Source organism: Bradyrhizobium sp. Arg816, assembly GCF_029989365.1.
Taxonomy (GTDB): domain Bacteria; phylum Pseudomonadota; class Alphaproteobacteria; order Rhizobiales; family Xanthobacteraceae; genus Bradyrhizobium.
The window spans coordinates 469,264-485,712 of the sequence record NZ_JAPRAQ010000004.1 but is presented as its reverse complement, the minus strand read 5'-3'; the positions used below and the strand labels follow the sequence as shown (position 1 = coordinate 485,712).

14 protein-coding genes are annotated in these 16,449 nt (G+C 65.1%); 7 read left to right on the top strand and 7 right to left on the bottom strand.

The window, feature by feature from the left end:
- Nucleotides 1–86: 86 nt before the first annotated feature.
- Nucleotides 87–641: a hypothetical protein gene (locus OWC48_RS13745; protein ID WP_282520463.1), complete on the top strand. Its 555-nt coding sequence runs from the start codon at nucleotides 87–89 to the stop codon at nucleotides 639–641.
- Nucleotides 642–654: 13 nt separating this feature from the next.
- On the opposite strand, the gene OWC48_RS13740 is transcribed toward OWC48_RS13745, so the two are convergent.
- Nucleotides 655–1,911, bottom strand: coding sequence for an aminopeptidase (locus tag OWC48_RS13740; RefSeq protein ID WP_282520462.1), 1,257 nt, complete (start codon nucleotides 1,909–1,911; stop codon nucleotides 655–657).
- A gap of 113 nt (nucleotides 1,912–2,024) precedes the next feature.
- Complete coding sequence (pcaB, locus tag OWC48_RS13735; protein ID WP_282520461.1) at nucleotides 2,025–3,386, bottom strand: 3-carboxy-cis,cis-muconate cycloisomerase; 1,362 nt, start codon at nucleotides 3,384–3,386, stop codon at nucleotides 2,025–2,027.
- Nucleotides 3,387–3,789: 403 nt separating this feature from the next.
- Here pcaB and OWC48_RS13730 point away from each other — a divergent pair, with 403 nt between their 5' ends.
- Nucleotides 3,790–5,349 (top strand): winged helix-turn-helix domain-containing protein, encoded by a 1,560-nt coding sequence (locus OWC48_RS13730; RefSeq protein ID WP_282520460.1) that lies wholly within the window; start codon nucleotides 3,790–3,792, stop codon nucleotides 5,347–5,349.
- A 183-nt stretch (nucleotides 5,350–5,532) separates the two neighbouring features.
- Here the strand turns inward: OWC48_RS13730 and OWC48_RS13725 are convergent, their stop codons facing one another.
- Nucleotides 5,533–5,955 (bottom strand): GFA family protein, encoded by a 423-nt coding sequence (locus OWC48_RS13725; protein ID WP_282520459.1) that lies wholly within the window; start codon nucleotides 5,953–5,955, stop codon nucleotides 5,533–5,535.
- A gap of 206 nt (nucleotides 5,956–6,161) precedes the next feature.
- The gene (gene mddA, locus OWC48_RS13720; RefSeq protein ID WP_282520458.1) at nucleotides 6,162–6,950 is read right to left on the bottom strand and encodes a methanethiol S-methyltransferase; all 789 of its coding nucleotides are present in this window, start codon (nucleotides 6,948–6,950) and stop codon (nucleotides 6,162–6,164) included.
- Between the two features lie 133 nt (nucleotides 6,951–7,083).
- On the opposite strand from mddA, the gene OWC48_RS13715 reads away from it, so the two are divergent.
- On the top strand, nucleotides 7,084–8,634 hold the full coding sequence (locus OWC48_RS13715) for a winged helix-turn-helix domain-containing tetratricopeptide repeat protein (RefSeq protein WP_282520457.1): 1,551 nt from the start codon (nucleotides 7,084–7,086) through the stop codon (nucleotides 8,632–8,634).
- Between the two features lie 165 nt (nucleotides 8,635–8,799).
- On the opposite strand, the gene OWC48_RS13710 is transcribed toward OWC48_RS13715, so the two are convergent.
- From OWC48_RS13710 to OWC48_RS13700, 3 genes are all read right to left on the bottom strand, one after another.
- Nucleotides 8,800–9,369 (bottom strand): DUF2147 domain-containing protein, encoded by a 570-nt coding sequence (locus OWC48_RS13710; protein WP_282520456.1) that lies wholly within the window; start codon nucleotides 9,367–9,369, stop codon nucleotides 8,800–8,802.
- Nucleotides 9,370–9,401: 32 nt separating this feature from the next.
- A complete protein-coding gene (locus OWC48_RS13705; RefSeq protein ID WP_282520455.1) occupies nucleotides 9,402–10,064 on the bottom strand; it encodes a DUF3313 domain-containing protein in 663 nt (220 codons plus the stop codon).
- Nucleotides 10,065–10,317: 253 nt separating this feature from the next.
- Nucleotides 10,318–10,956: a TetR/AcrR family transcriptional regulator gene (locus OWC48_RS13700; protein ID WP_282520454.1), complete on the bottom strand. Its 639-nt coding sequence runs from the start codon at nucleotides 10,954–10,956 to the stop codon at nucleotides 10,318–10,320.
- Nucleotides 10,957–11,171: 215 nt separating this feature from the next.
- Between OWC48_RS13700 and OWC48_RS13695 the strand changes: the two genes are divergently transcribed.
- From OWC48_RS13695 to OWC48_RS13680, 4 genes are all read left to right on the top strand, one after another.
- Entirely contained in the window at nucleotides 11,172–12,722 is a 1,551-nt protein-coding gene (locus tag OWC48_RS13695) for an ABC transporter substrate-binding protein (protein WP_282520453.1), read from the top strand.
- Between the two features lie 276 nt (nucleotides 12,723–12,998).
- Entirely contained in the window at nucleotides 12,999–13,970 is a 972-nt protein-coding gene (locus OWC48_RS13690; protein WP_282520452.1) for an ABC transporter permease, read from the top strand.
- Nucleotides 13,967–14,806, top strand: coding sequence for an ABC transporter permease (locus OWC48_RS13685; protein WP_282520451.1), 840 nt, complete (start codon nucleotides 13,967–13,969; stop codon nucleotides 14,804–14,806). Before OWC48_RS13690 ends, OWC48_RS13685 begins: the two co-directional genes overlap by 4 nt.
- 2 nt (nucleotides 14,807–14,808) lie before the next feature.
- Nucleotides 14,809–16,428 carry an ABC transporter ATP-binding protein gene (locus OWC48_RS13680; RefSeq protein WP_282520526.1) on the top strand — a complete coding sequence of 540 codons (1,620 nt, stop codon included), beginning with the start codon at nucleotides 14,809–14,811 and terminating at the stop codon, nucleotides 16,426–16,428.
- The last annotated feature ends 21 nt before the right edge of the window (nucleotides 16,429–16,449 follow it).

The window sequence follows — 16,449 nt, the reverse complement described above, 5'->3', positions numbered from 1 at the left end:
TTTGCCTGCAAATTCGCGCACATGAACCCATCTTTTCCGGGGTGCGACAAAGTGCGCGAAAGTGACCAGCGAAGGAGCCCGCACCGATGCCCCTCACCCCGGAGGTTCTGACAGCCCAAGGCGAAGTCGTCGCCTGGCTCGGCAGCCTCGATGTTTCCTTCGCAACCGAAGAGGAGCACTGGTTCACCATCGACGGCGTCGAATACCCCCGGCAGATCGGCAGTGACAGCTGCGGCGGCACCTTCGTGCTGCTGCCGTCGCGGAATGTGCTCTACGTCTCATCGGAGGGCCGCGCTGGAATTATCGCCGGTACGTTCGAGGCGTTGGTGCAGCTCGTTGTTGCCCGCCCCTACTGGCTGGACATCCTCAAATTCTCCGCCGGCGGCGATCTCACGGAGATGCGGCGCGCGGCGGATGCGCTGGAGGCGACACTCGACCAGGAGGACGACGTCAACGAAGCTCGCGAGGAAATTCGCGGCGGCCTCGACCTGCCCGAGGCGGACGATCCCATCGGTGCGCTTTACGAGGCGGTCGCCACGTCCGACGCCATCGTACGGGCCACCGACGGCAGCCCGTTCACGACGCTGTTCAACCGCTTCAGCATCGACAACAACCCGATGCTGCGCAACGCGGCGGCGTGAGAGAACGAACGGACTACTTCGCCCACTCGCCCTTGCGAAACACCGGCACCTTGCTGCCATCGCTGAGAATGCCGTCGATGTCGGTCTCGGCAGAGCCGATCATCCAGTCGATATGGATCAGGCTCTGGTTGCCGCCTTGCGCGGCGATCTGCTGCGGCGTCAGCTGCGCGCCGTTGACGAAGCATTTCGAATAGCACTGGCCGAGCGCGATGTGCGAGGCCGCGTTCTCGTCGAACAGCGTGTTGTAGAACAACAGCCCGCTCTGCGAGATTGGCGAGGAATGCGGCACCAGCGCCACCTCGCCGAGACGCCGTGCGCCTTCGTCGGTGTCGAGCACCTTGTTCAGCACCTCCGCGCCGCGCGAGGCCTTTGCGTCGACGATCTTGCCGTCCTCGAAGCGTACCGCGATGTTGTCGATCAGCGTGCCCTGGTAGGACAGCGGCTTCGAGCTCACGACATGGCCAAAGACGCGTCGGCAATGCGGCGTGGTGAAAACCTCTTCGGTCGGGATATTGGCGTTGCAACTGATGCCGTTCTTGGACAGCGAGGCGCCGCCCTCCCATTCGTGCCCGTCGGCAAGCCCGATGGAGAGGTCGATGCCCGGACCTGAATATTGCAGCGCGCGAAAACGCTGGCCGTTGAGCCAGTTGGTGCGCTCGCGCAGCACCGCGTTGTGGCTCGCCCAATTGCCCATCGCATCCTCGCGGTCGACGCGGGAGGCCGCGAAGATCGCGTCTGCCAGCTTGCCGATCGCAACGTCCTCGGGATCATCAGGGAAGACCTGCTTCGCCCATGACGGGCTCGGATAGGCGATGATGTTCCAGTTGGTGTCGAAATTGACGATTTTTTCCAGCGCCGGCTGATAGGCCATCGAATTGGCCTTGCTGGCGCGCGCCACCTTGGAAGGGTCTTCGCCGGACAGCAGCATCGGATTGTCGCCGACGATGGCAAGCCGCGCGGTGTTGTCGGAAAACGCCTTGGCCATGCCCTCATAGAGCCAGTTGGCGGCACGATCGAAGCTGTTGTCCTGGCCGTGACGGTAGCGTGCCAGCGTCATCTCCTCGTCCGACAGGATCGGCGTCACGATACCGGCGCCGGCCTTGTAGGCGTGCACGGCGATCCGCCGCACCAGCGGCAGCGCGATCGCGGGCGCCGTCAAGAGCAGATCCTGTCCCGGCCGCAAGCCCAGGCCCACCTTCACCGCCACCTCGGCCAGCCGGTCGAGTTTCACGGGATCGATGGGAGTGGGCGTATCGCGGTGATCAGTCATGCGGGGTCCTCTGCCGAAGGTCTCTCGTTCAATCTAAGTCTAGCATCGCAGGGCGCAAGTGCGCGAGCGCCTTGCGACACGGAGAAGATACGCAGTTTCACTCATTTTGGTTTTCAACGCGTTGCCGATTTCAGCACCCGGTCGACCATGGCGGGCGCAAGGCCGAGGTAATTTTTCGGTGAAGTCAGCGCTTCGATCGTGGCACGGTCGATTCTGCTCGATACGCGGGCGTCGGACGAGAGCGCGTCCGCCAAGGTCATGCCCTTCTCATTGGCGAGCCGGCAGGCATCATAGACCACGTCATGCGCCTCCTGCCGCCCGATCTGCGGCGCCAGCCCCATCATGACCGCTTCGGCCACGATCAGGCCGCGGCTGATGGCGAGATTGTCGTTCATCTTCCTTTCATCGACGATGAGGCCTGCGAGCGCGAACTTCGCTTGGTGCAGCGCGCCGGCGGTTAGCACGAAGCTTTCCGGGATCGCCATCCATTCGGCATGCCAGGGCCCGGTGGCGCGCTCGAGATCCTGCACCATCGCGTCCAGCATCAGACCGGCATGCTGGCGCACCGCCTTGGACGCCGCGAGCATCAGCTCCGAGGAGATCGGGTTGCGCTTCTGCGGCATGGTCGAGGAGGCGCCGCGGCCCTTGACGAAGGGCTCGTAGACCTCCGCGAACTCGGTCGAGGCCATGATCATGATGTCGAGCGCGATCTTGCCGAGCGAGCCTGTGACGAGCGCGAGGAAGTTCACGGCCTCGGCAAAGCCGTCGCGCGCGACGTGCCAGGTCGAGGCCGGAACGCCGAGCTCGAGCTCGGCGCAAAGCGCCTCCTGTACCTCGAACCCCTTGCCGCCGAGCGAGGCCAGCGTTCCGGCGGCGCCGGCGAACTGTCCGACCAGCACGCGCGGCTCCAATTGCACGAGCCGCTCGGCGTGGCGGTCGAACATCGCGAGCCAGATCGCGGTCTTGTAGCCGAACGTCACCGGCAGCGCCTGCTGGAGATGGGTGCGCCCGGCCATCGGCGTGTCGCGGTAGCGCTTCGAGAGGTCCGCGAGGATGTTTCGCAGCTCGGCGATGTCGCGCTCGACGATCCCGAGCGCGGCGCGCAATTGCAGCACCACCGCGGTATCCATGATGTCCTGCGTGGTCGCGCCCCAATGCACGTAGCGGCCGGCCTCGCCGCACTGCTTCACCATCTGATGCACCAGCGGCAGGATCGGATAGCCGACGATGTCGGTCTCCTGTCGCAGCAGATCGAAATCGAATGCGGCGACGTCGGTCCGCGCCGCGATCTGGGCGGCGGCTTCCTGGGGGATCACGCCGCACTTCGCCTCCGCCTTCGCCAGCGCCACCTCGACCTCGGCATAGCGCGCCACCAGCGCGACATCGGAAAACACCTCGCGCATCTCGGACGTGCCGAAGGCGTCGCGGAACAGCATTGAATCGAGCACGGTCGTCGAGGCGGGAAAAGCGGGCATGGGCGTTTCTTTATGGTTGGCGTTTGTGTGGGGAGCAGCTTACGCGGGTGCAAATGTTCGGCAATGGACATTCGGGCGCGGCCCCACAACCAATGCCGTCATTGCGAGGAGCTCGCGACGGAATTGCGAAGTAATTTTGCGCGGATGCGACGAAGCAATCCAGACTGCTTCCGCGGAGAGATTCCGGTGCTTCGCTGCGCGCGCAATGTCGAGGAAGCTCCAGCAATCAACCCGAACCCGCCACATTCGATTTCAAGTTGCATTCCTCCCCGAAAACGGCATAGCAGCCATCACGCGATCGTGGTGAACCCCGCAGGCCTCTCAGTGGACTCACAGACTTCGAGTCGAAATCCATTCTGATTTCATCATTGCCTGATGTCATTGCGAGGGTTGAGTTTTCGACGTGCAGTTTATGTTCCGGGACCACCTTCTCGACACCGATCTGCGCGAGTTGAGCCGCGAGCAGGTTCCCGTGGCCGTGGAGCCGCAGGTCTTCGACCTCGTCGTCCACCTCATGGAGAACCGTGACCGGGTGGTCAGTAAGGATGAGCTGATCGACAAGATCTGGCACGGGCGCAGCGTCTCCGAATCCACCCTGACCAGCCGGATCAACGCGGCGCGCAAAGCGATCGGCGACAGCGGCGCCAACCAGGCGCTGATCCGCACCATCGCGCGCAAGGGATTTCGTTTCGTCGGCGCCGTCCAGACGCAGCGCGGCGCGGCCGCGCCGGAGCCGGGCCGTGTCGCCCGGGCGCCGCAGGCGGCGCTCGCACTGCCCGACCGTCCCGCGATCGCCGTGCTGCCCTTCACCAATATGAGCGGCGACCGCGAGCAGGACTATTTCTCAGACGGCATCAGCGAGGACATCATCACGGCGCTGTCGAAGCTGCGCTGGTTCTTCGTCGTCGCCCGCAACTCTTCCTTCGTCTACAAGGGCCGCGCCGTGCACATGCACGAAGTCGCGCGCGAGCTCGGCGTACGCTATGTGCTCGAAGGAAGCGTGCGGCGTAGCGGCGATCGGCTGCGCATCTCGGCGCAGCTCAACGACGTCTCGACCGGCAGCCATCTCTGGGCCGAGCGTTACGACCGCGAGCTTGCCGACATCTTCGCCGTGCAGGACGAGATCACCGAGGCGATCGTCGCCGCGATCGAGCCGCAGCTCTATACCGCTGAAAGCTTTCGCGCCCAGCAGAAGCCGCCGGGCAGCCTCGACGCCTGGGACCTCGTGATGCGTGCGCTGTCGCATTACTGGCGCATCACGCGCGAGGACAACGCCGCCGCGCAAGGACTGCTGGAACAGGCGACCGCGATCGATCCTGCTTATGGCAAGGCGCTGGGCCTGCTCGCGACCAGCCATATCTTTGGCGCCCATATGGGCTGGGCCGACATGGCCATGACCGTGCCGGTCGCCGAACGCGCGGCGCTCGCGGCGGTGGAAGCCGATCGCGAGGACGCCTGGGCCCATCACGGCCTGGCTTACACTTATTTGTTCCGCCGCCGCTTCGACGACGCGCTGGCGGAGTTCGAGCTGGTGCTGCAACTCAATCCGAATTTTGCGATGGCGCACGCCTTCTACGGCGTGACGCTATGCTACGCCGGGAGATGGCAAGACGGAGATGCCGCCGCACGCCGCGCGCTGCGGCTGAGCCCGCGCGATCCGCTCGCGGCGATCTATTGCGGCGTTGCCGCCTATGCCCAGTTCATCGGCCGCAACTATGAGGGCGCCGTGCAGATGGCGCGGGAATCGATGCGGCAGCGCGCCGATTTCGTCGGCGCCCATCGCGTGCTGACGGCCGCCGCCGGCATGTTGGGTGATCCTCAACTTGCGGCGTCGGCGCTGCGGGGCCTGCAACGCACCCAGCCCGGCATCTCGCTGGCCTGGCTCACGCGCGAGCTGCCGATGCGGCGGGCAGAGGATCGCGAACACTATCTGCAGGGGTTTCGGCGCGCGGGGATGAGGTAGGCTGCTCTGCTCACCCTCCCCTGGAGGGGGAGGGTCGGCTCGCATCTGAGCGCAGCGAAGATGAGAGACGGGGTGGGGTGACGGTCTCTCCACAACGAAGACTGCCCGTGTGGACAGATCACCCCACCCCGCTCGCGCTTTGCGCGATCGACCCTCCCCCTCCAGGGGAGGGTAAGAACGCCCCTACTCCTGCATCATCTCGCCGCTTCCGCCGAACTCGGCGGGAAAGTCCTTCAGCTTGGGCAGGCCGTCGCGCATCGGCAGCACCGTCTCGGCATAGTTGACGTGGACGCCGGGGGTGAAGGCGAGCGTGGGGATGGTGGCGGTGAAGACGTCGATCAGGTCGAGCGGCGGGTGGTTGGTCATGAGATGACCGCCGCACTTCTTGCAATATTTACGCTGGCTGAGCGGCGTCTTGGCGAAGATCTCGACATTCTGGGCGCCTTCGGTGATGCGCACGGCTTCCGGCTTCCACAGGCTGAAGGCGTTCACCGGTCCGCCCGACCACGAGCGGCAGGAGCGGCAATGGCAATAGCCCATCGCCGCCGGCTCGCCCGTGACCTCGATCGTGACCGCGCCACAGAAGCAGTTTCCGACATGTTTCATTGGGTCGTCTCCGTTGATGAAGGTTGAAATTCCTCTCCCCGCTCCGGCTCGCCGATAAACCGGCAAAGGCGGATGCGGGGAGAGGCGTCGGAGTGGAGGGTATCACCCCGAGGGACGCTGAAGGCTGGAGGCCGGCAAGGTCAGTTACGCGCTTCGGTTCCACCGCGCGTCCTCCTTTCGGCGGACGCGGCGGAAAGATGCTACGGCTATACCGATCTGCGCCAGGGAATAAGCATCGACACCCGTTGTTTGTACTGCCGGTATTCGTCGCCGAAGAGATCGACGAGGTCGTGCTCCTCCAGCGCGATGCCGACGAAGATGTAGAGCGTGGTCACGGCCGCGAACAGCAGATGGCCCGCGGTCATGACCGGCGCCGCCCAGAACGCGATGATGAAGCCGAGATAGATCGGATGACGAACGAACTTGTAGAACAACGGCGTCTTGAAGCGCGGCGGCGCCGCCTCATTGCCCACGAGATGGTTGGCCACCTGGTGCAAGCCGAACAATTCGAAGTGATTGATGATGAAGGTCGAGGCGAACACCAGCACCCAGCCCGCGAGGGACAGCGTGACCAGCGTCACGGCGAGATCCGGGTTTCCGACATCCCATACGACCGCAGGCAGCGGACGCCACTGCCAGAACAGGAGCAGCAATGACAGGCTCGCGAACAGCACGTAGGTCGAGCGCTCGACCGGCTTGGGGACGAACTGCGTCCACCACGCCTTGAACTGCTTGCGCGCCATCACGCTGTGCTGAAGGGCGAATAGCGTCATCAGGAGTAGATTGATGATGACGGCTTCGGCCGTCGGCGTGTCGGTTCCGGTGTCGATGGTCTTCGGCACCACCAGCCCCATGACGAAGCCGATGGCGTAGAGAATGGTGACGAAAAACACGAGATATGCCGCAATTCCGTACAGAAAGCCGATGAACTTGAAAATGCGTGAGCCCGCAACCTCCGGGCCGATGGAATGAAGCTGGTGATCAAGTTGGGTCATAGAACGCTCCGTTGTGCCGAGGCATCGGCACTGTTTAGTGTTCGCACCATGCCGGATCGGACGCCCCCTGGCTTTCGCGGATGGTTGATTTTCGCCTGAGACGACTTTGATTTTTGCTTGAGACGATAGAAACGTGCGATTTCTCTTTGAAAACAACGTGCTCGACGGCGACCTGCGGGAACTGACGTGCAGCGGCGCGGCCGTGCCGCTGCAGCCGCAGGTGTTCGATCTGCTGCTTTATCTGGTCGCGCAACGCGCCCGTGTGGTCAGCAAGGATGACCTGATCAGCCAGATCTGGAGCGACCGCATCGTCTCGGATTCCGCCCTGAACAGCCGAATCAATGCCGCGCGCAAGGCGCTTGGCGACGACGGTGCGACGCAGCGGCTGATCAAGACGATCCCGCGCAAGGGCTTTCGCTTCGTCGGCGAAGTCCGGGAAGATGTGGCAGCGACGCTTGCGCCGGTGGAACCCGGCCCTGCCCCGGTGCGCGCCGTGACGGATCGCCCGGCGATTGCGGTGCTCGCCTTCGAGAACATGAGCGGCGATCCCGCGCAGGAATATTTCGGCGACGGGATCAGCGAGGACATTCTCACCGCGCTGTCGAAGCAGCGCTGGTTCATGGTGATCGCCCGCAATTCGTCCTTCACCTACAAGGGGCGCTCGGTTCATATCAGGCAGATCGCCGAGGAGCTCGGCGTCCGCTATATCGTCGAAGGCAGCGTGCGCAAGGTCGACAACCGTGTCCGCATCACCGCGCAGCTCAACGACGCCACCACCGGCAGCCATCTCTGGGCCGAGCGCTACGACCGCGAGCTTGTCGACGTCTTCGCCGTGCAGGACGACATCACCAACGCGATCGTCGCGGCGATCGAGCCGCAGATCCATGCGGCCGAGAATTTTCGCGCCGACCGCAAGCCGCCCGCGAGCCTGGATGCCTGGGACCTGCTGATGCGCGCGCTGTCGCATTACTGGCGGGTGACGCAGCAGGACCACAAGGCTGCGCAGGCATTGCTCGAACGCGCCATCTCGATCGACTCGAACTACGGCCAGGCGCTGTCGGTGCTGGCGGCGAGCCACATGTTCGGCGTCCATCTCGGCTGGGCGGAGCTCGCCACGACGGTGCCGATCGCGGAGGCCGCCGCGCTCGCCGCGGTGCGCCATGACCACGAGGATGCCTGGGCGCATGCCGCGCTCGGCAGCGTCTTCTTCTCGACGCGCAGGCTTTCCGACGCGCTGTCCGAGTTCGAGCAGGCGCTCGCCCTCAACCCGAACTTCTCGCTGGCGCAGGGCTATTACGCCCTGGCGCTGTCCTACGCCGGTCGTTCCAGGGAATCGTTCGATGCGGCGCAGAGGGCGATCCGGCTTTCGCCGCGCGATCCGTCGCTGGCGATCTATTACGGCATTGCCGGCTATGCGCGCTTCACCGAACGGCATTACGACGAAGCGATCGCGCTGGCGCGCGAGGCGATCCGCCATCGCGGCGACCTCACCGGCGCCTACCGCGTGCTCGCGGTGTCCGCCGGCATGACCGGCGACAGCGCGCTGGCCGGGATGGCGCTGGGCGAACTCCGCCGCACCCAGCCCAACATCTCGCTGCACTGGATCGCGACGCAGCTGCCATGGGCCAGTGACGCCGATCGCGAGCACTATCTGGAAGGGTTCCGGCGCGCGGGGCTGCAGTAGACAATCGTAAGCTGCTCCTACGTCGTGATTGCGAGCGCAGCGAAGCAATCCAGAATCTTTCCGCGGTGGCAGCCTGGATTGCTTCGCTACGCTCGCAATGACGGAGCTGGCGGTGGCGGCCACCGAAAAAGCCCCAGCCGAGCGGGCGGACGAAAGAGCAATCCGCTACTTTGCTTTGGCCTGTATCGGCTTCGGTGCGGGCACGGCGGCCCATTCCTTGTCGGCGCGGGGGCCGTTGAGATCGCCGGTCAGGCCGACGAGCTGGCCGGACAACACGTCGAGGGTCTGCTGCCAGGTCTGGGTCTGGCACAGGAACTTGATCAGGCAACCCCTGAGCTTGAGGCGGTCGGCGGAGTCGCGCCACAGCGAGACCGAATAGGATTTGCCGTCCTCGGCATTATAGATCTCGCCGGCAAACCGTCCCTCCGGCGTCGCCTGCAAACCCATGATGAGCTGATGGCCGAGCAGCGCGCGGGCGCGCTTGTCGGGATCGGGATTCTCCTTGTCGCGATAAGGCTGGCCGCGCTTGTCGGCCGGCTCCTTCATCCAGACGATGAAGCCGCAGATGCGCTCACGCGACGGCCCGCAGCGCTCGAGCCTGATGCGCGCGCGGCCGTCCTCGACGAGCCAGGTGCCGCTGGGGTCGGGCGGCGCCGCGGCGCCGACGCGGCCGCCGAAGGCCATCATCAGGATCGTGATCGCAACGCGCAGCACGAAGCGAAGGACAATATTCATCAGCGGCACCTCTCGTTGGATGGGTCGCGGCGTCAGTTCAGTTGCGCCATCAGCGCGTCGGCGCCCTTGTCGAGGCCGGCGGTGGCGGCGGCGAGCGCGCCGGCGGTGGCCTTGATGTCGTAGGCGGCCGGGAATTGCTTGGTGACGTAGGCGGAGAGCAGGCGCGCGGTGACGGCGTCGAAGATCTCGACGCCGTAGATGACCGAGCCGGTCATGGTGCCTTCGCCGTCGCGCGCGGCCTGCACACCGTTGTAGACGGCGCCGGCGACGTCGAAGCGGGAGAGCGTGCCGAGGACTGGCGTGTTGGCGACGGCGCCGGTGAGTGTCAGCCTGATCCGCAGCGTCTCCGGCCCACGCTCGCGCACCAGCGCGAAGCGGCCGCGCAGACCCTCGGCGAAACGGGTCTGCATGTAGGCGGCAAGCGTCGCCTTGTCCTTGTCGGACATGTCGCCGAACTGGTGCTCCCTGCCGCGATAGACCACGACCGGTTCGAGGATGGCTCTATTGTAAGCGCGCCAGTCGACCTGCGTGGAATAGCGGTAGGGTACGCGGCCGGAGGCGTCCGACTTATCCGGCGCCATGTAGGCTGAGGACGCCATCCCGGAATACGGCACGGGCGCGACGGTGGCGCAGCCGGCGACGGCTGCGCCAAGCAGCAGCGTTCCCAGACCGCGCAGGGCGATCGAGCGATTCATTCCAGACTCCTCCAGCGGCTTGCTGCCCACGCAGTGGCGACCGCAGCCGCGTACGGGACCAGACGCGGCTGCGGCGCTCACCAGTGCCAACCCAAGGCTTCGTCCGGGGCCATCTCGGAAGCCTTGGGCTGTCTCAGTGTTTCGATTTATAAAACCGACTGGGCGGTTTGTAAAGTTCGAAAGCGCGGGCTTGGCACATTTGGCCGCAGGCGCGGCTTTGGGCAGTGATCGGCGAGAAATCGTTAACGATGAATCAGGCGCGCTTGCGCGGCGTTGCGGCCTTCGCCGCCGAAGGCGCGCCGGATTTGGCGGTGCGCTTGGCGCCCGGCCGTTCGAGGCCGGTCCACTGCGCGTCGTCGAGCAGACGCGCGAACAGGCGCTGGTGCTCGTCCTTGCTGAGCGGCGACATGCCGAACAACGAGCTCAGCAGCAGTCCCATCGCGCCGGCCCAGCGCAGCATCGCGAGATCAGGATCAGTGGCCTCTTCCCTGATCGCCGCCATCCTCTCCATCTCGCGCTCGCGCGGCAGCGCCATCAGGCTGGGATTCTCGACCATGGCCGCAACCAGCGCCAGCGCGGCAGAATTCGGCGAGGTGGCCGCTTCGCGCACGGTCGCGAGCTGGGTCGCCAGGTTGGGATTCGCCGAGGTCGCGCTCACCTTTGCCATCGTGCTGGTGGCGAACTCCTCGAAATGCGCCATCTGCCGGTCGAGCAACGCCTTCAGCACCGCTTCCTTGGTGCGGAACTGATGCATCACTCCGCCCTTGCTGAGTCCACTCTCGCGCGCGATCGCATCCAGCGTCAGCCGGCCCGGCCCGTCGCGCGCGATGATCGCGATGGCCGCTTCGAGTGCGGCGTTACGGGATCGTTCGGAGCGGCTGGCATTGTCCATGGCCGACTTGTCTCCGTGACAAGACCATGAATCAAGTGAAAACAGGACGCGCTGTACATTTTTTGTGCGAACACTGTCGAGACTTTCATCTTGCGGCTCCGAATGAGACTGTGTGAGCCTCGATATCGGATGGGGACTGGGATGGGCCGGCCGGAGCTTTGCGCGCCATGACGTGCGAAGCGTTTTCGGCCGGTCTCGCTTGAGAAAGATACGACATGCCAAAACGAGTGTTGCTTGGTGCCCTCCTGGCTTGCGGCCTCACGGCCTCGACGCTGGCGCAAGAGCCGAGGACGGGGGGCGTGATCAACGCCGTGATCCAGCCCGAGCCGCCCGGCCTGATGCTTGCGCAGGTCCAGAACGGCCCGACCCAGATGGTGTCGGGCAACATCTTCGAGGGCCTGCTGCGCTACAGCCCCAAGCTCGAGCCGCTGCCGGAGCTTGCCGAAAGCTGGAGCGTCAGCGAGGACGCAAAAACCTACACGTTCAAGCTCAGGAAGGGCGTCACCTGGCATGACGGCAAGCCCTTCACCGCCGCCGACGTGCTGTTCTCGATGGAGATGCTGAAGCAGACGCATGCGCGTGCCCGCACCAATCTGGCGCAGGTCGACAAGATCGAGACGCCGGACGACTACACGGTGGTCTTCACCCTCAAGCAGCCGTTCGGCCCCTTCCTCGGCATCTTCGAGGTCGGCTCGATGCCGATGGTGCCGAAGCATCTCTATGAAGGCACCGACTGGAAGACCAACCCCTACAACAACGCGCCGGTCGGCACCGGCCCCTTTATGTTCAAGGAGTGGCAGAAGGGCTCGTTCATCCGCCTGGTCAAGAACCCGAACTACCACGAAAAGGGCAAGCCCTATCTCGACGAGATCTACTGGCAGATCATTCCCGACGCGGCCGCGCGCTCGGTGGCGTATGAGACCGGCAAGGTCGACGTGCTGCCCGGCGGCTCGGTCGAGAACTTCGACGTGCCGCGGCTGTCCAAGCTGAAGGACACCTGCGTCACCGGCGCCGGCTGGGAGTTCTTCTCGCCGCTGGCCTGGCTATGGCTGAACAACCGCCAGGGGCCACTCGCCGACAAGCGGGTGCGGCAGGCGATCATGTACGCGATCGACCGCGATTTCGCCAAGGACGTGATCTGGAACGGGCTCGGCAAGGTGGCGACAGGCCCGTCCGCCTCGACCATCAAGTACTACACCGACGACGTGCCGAAGTACCCTTACGATCCGGCCAAGGCCAAGGCGCTCTTGAAGGAAGCCGGCTACAAGGGCGAGAAGATCCGCCTGCTGCCGCTCGCCTATGGCGAGACCTGGCAGCGCTGGGGTGAAGCCGTGAAGCAGAACCTCCAGGACGTCGGCATGAACATCGAGACCATCGCCACCGACGTTGCCGGCGGCAACCAGAAGATCGGCGACTGGGACTACGACATCGCCTTCACCTATCTCTACCAATATGGCGATCCCGCGCTCGGCGTCGGCCGCAATTATATCTCCAGCAACATCGCCAAGGGGCAGGTCTTCAACAACGTCGAGGGCTACTCCAACCCGGAGATCGACAAGCTGTTCGCCGACGGCGCGACCGCGACGCCGGACTCGAAGCGCAAGGAGATCTACGAGAAGGCGCAAAAAATCCTGGTCGAGGACGCGCCGGTGGCCTGGATGCTGGAGCTGCAATTCCCGACCATCACCCGCTGCAAGGTCAAGAACCTGATCACCACGGGGATCGGGGTCAATGACGGCTTCAAGGACGCATGGCTGGACAAGTGAGCTTTGCCCTTTTCACCTCTCCCCGCTCTTGTCCGCCGAAGCTTCGGCGAAGGCGGATGCGGGGAGAGGTCGACGCGCCCCGAGCGATGCGAAGCATCGTCTCGTGCGCGGCGGGTGAGGGGGTACAGGTCCGTCAGCATTCTCCCGCGTGGAGAGAAGCCCCTCACCCCAACGCTCTCAGAGCGAGTAAAGCTCGTCTCGCCCCCGCAAGAGCGGGGCGAGGGAGCGCACTGCCCCAGTGGCTCCAGGTCACGCTACAAGATATGACTCTCTAATATGCTCTCCTTCGTCACTCAGCGTATCGTGAAGGGCGTGATCGTCCTGCTCGCGATCGTCGTCCTCAATTTCTTCCTGATCCGGCTTGCGCCCGGCGACCCCGCGGTCGTGATGGCGGGCGAGGCCGGCGCCAGTGACCAGGTCTTCGTCAAGCAACTCCGGGAAAAGTTCGGCCTCGACAAGCCGCTGCCCGAGCAGCTCTTTATCTACGTCAAGGGCGTCGTCACGCTCGACCTCGGCTTCTCCTTCCGCCAGCAGGCGCCGGTCGCGAAGCTGATCGGCGAGCGGCTGCCGGCGACGCTGCTGCTGACGCTGACGGCATTCGCGATATCGCTCATGCTCGGCGTTCTCTTCGGCACGTTTGCCGCGCGCTTTGCCGGAACATTTCTCGACACGGCCATCACCGTGTTCGCCCTCATCTTCTACGCCATGCCGATCTTCTGGGTGGCGCTGATGGGGATCCTCCTGTTCTCGGTCACCATGGATTGGCTGCCGAGTTTTGGTTACGAGACGGTCGGCGCCAACCTCACCGGCCTTGCCCACGCAGTCGACGTCGCAAAGCACCTGATCATGCCGGCGATGACGCTCGGCCTGTTCTTCATGGCGACCTATACCCGCATGACGCGCGCGTCGATGCTGGAAGTGAAACGCCTCGACTTCGTCAAGACCGCGCGCGCGAAAGGCCTCTCCGACGCCGTGATCCAGCGCCGCCACGTGCTGCGCAACGCGCTGCTGCCGGTCGTGACGCTGGCCGGTGTGCATTCCGGCACGCTGATCGGCGGCGCCGTCATCACCGAGACCGTGTTCGCCTGGCCCGGCATCGGGCGCCTGATGTACGACGCACTGCTCCAGCGCGACTACAACCTCCTGCTCGGCGTCTTCGTGATCTGCTCCGCCATGGTGCTGATCTTCAATCTCATCACCGACCTCGTCTACCGCCTGGTCGACCCGCGCATCGAATTCGCCTCATGAAACAGTTCTGGAAATCGATGCTGAGGAGCCCGAGCGGCGTCGTCGGGCTCGTCATTCTTCTCCTTGCGATCTCGATCGCGGTGTTCGGGCCGATGCTGTTCCCGAATTCGCCCTGGCGGATGGTGCAGCGGCCGTTCCTGCCGCCGTTCACGCTCTCGACCGTGCCGCTCGGCACCGACGCACTCGGCCGCGACGTGTTCGCCGGCATGATCTTTGGCGCTCGCGTCTCGCTGCTGGTCGGCCTCGTCTCCACGCTGGTCGCGCTGGTCGTCGGCGTTCCCATCGGCGCCATGGCCGGCTATTTCGGCGGCAAGGTCGACGACGCCCTGATGCGTTTCACCGAATTCTTCCAGACCATTCCGAGCTTCGCGCTCGCGATCGTGCTGGTCGCGATCCTGCAGCCCTCGATCTATTCGATCGTGGCCTCGATCGCGGTGGTGAGCTGGCCGCCGGTCGCCCGCCTCGTGCGCGGCGAGGTGCTGTCGCTGCGCACGCGCGAATATGTCCAGGCCGCCGTCGTCACCGGCCAAAGCAACACCTGGATCATCCTGCGCGAGATCCTGCCCAACGCGCTGTCGCCGGTGATCGTGCTGGCCTCGCTGATGGTGGCGACCGCGATCCTGCTGGAATCCTCGCTGGCGTTCCTCGGGCTCGGCGATCCCAATCTGATCTCCTGGGGCTACATGGTCGGCGCCGGCCGCACCGTGATCCGCCAGGCCTGGTGGATCACCGTGTTTCCCGGTGTCGCCATCCTGATCTCGGTTCTCGGCCTCAATTTGATCGGCGAAGGCCTCAACGACGCGCTCAATCCGCGACTGTCGCGGGAGGGGCGCTGATGATGACCGCCCCGCCCGCCGTCTCGATCAAGAATCTGCGGATCGCGCTGCCCAAGGGCGCCGAGCGTCCGTTCGCCGTCGACGGCGTTTCGCTCGACTTGCGGCCCGGCAAGATCGTCTGCGTCGTCGGCGAATCCGGCTCCGGCAAGTCGATGTGCGCGCATGCGCTGATGGGCCTGTTGCCTGATACGGTCGCCGTCACCTCCGGTGAGATCCAGTTCGAAGGCCGCGACCTGCTCAAGCTCGACGACGACGGCTGGCGCGATTTGCGCGGCCGCCGGCTCGCGATGATTTTTCAGGAGCCGATGACCGCGCTCAATCCGTTGATGCGGATCGGCGACCAGATGGCGGAGATGTTCGAGGCCCACGGTCTGCTGACGCCGAAGGAGCGGCGCGCGAAGGCGCTGTCGCTGGCGCGCGAGGTCGGCCTGCCCGACCCCGAGCGCATTGTCCGCGCCTATCCACACCAGCTCTCCGGCGGCCAGCGCCAGCGCGCCATGATCGCGATGGCGCTCGCGCTCGAGCCCGCAGTGCTGGTCGCGGACGAGCCGACCACCGCGCTCGACGTCACCACGCAGGCGCAGATCCTGAAGCTGATCCGCAACCTCCAGCGCAACCGCAACATGGCGGTGATGTTCATCACCCATGATTTCGGCGTGGTCGCCGACATCGCCGACCAGGTCGTGGTGCTCAGGCACGGCAAGGTCGTCGAGGAAGGCCCCGCTAGCTCCGTCTTCAACAATCCGCAGCACGACTACACCAAGGCGCTGCTCGCCGCCGTGCCGTCGATGGACCCGCCTGCGCGCAGCCCGCTCGACGACCAGGCCAGGGCCGTTGAGGTGATCGGGCTGGACAAGACCTACGTCACCTCAGGCGGCTGGTTTCGCGATGACCGCCGCGTCGATGCCGCGCGCGAGGTCAACTTCAACATTCTCAAGGGCGAGACGCTCGGCCTCGTCGGCGAATCCGGCTCCGGCAAATCGTCGGTGGCGCGGCTGGTGATGCGACTGATCGAAGCCGACCGCGGCACGGTGCGGATCGGCGAGACCGATCTCACTTCGCTGTCGGGCAAGGCGTTGCGCGCCGAGCGCCATCGCATCCAGATGATCTTTCAGGATCCGTTCGCTTCGCTCAATCCGCGCCGCAAGGTCGGCCACATCATCGCCGACGGTCCGATCGCCGCCGGGACCGATCCGAAGGTGGCGTTCGACCGCGCCCGCGATCTGCTCAAGATGGTCGGCCTCGACGCTGGCGCGCTCGACCGCTACCCGCACGAATTCTCCGGCGGCCAGCGTCAGCGCATCGGCATCGCGCGCGCGCTCGCGCTCGAACCCGAGATCATCGTCGCCGACGAAGCCGTCTCCGCGCTCGACGTCTCCGTGCAGGCGCAGGTGCTGCGACTGCTCGAAGACCTCAAGGCGCGCCTCGGCCTCTCGATGCTGTTCATCACCCACGATCTGCGCGTCGCAGCGCAGATCTGCGACCGCATCGCGGTGATGCAGCGGGGCGCCATCGTCGAGTTGAAGCCGACCGCGCAACTGTTCGCCGCGCCGGAGCACGCCTATACGCGCGAATTGCTTGCGGCGGTGCCCGGGCGGAAAGAGCGCGCGCCGGCGGCGTGAGCAATCATCGGTCGCACGCTC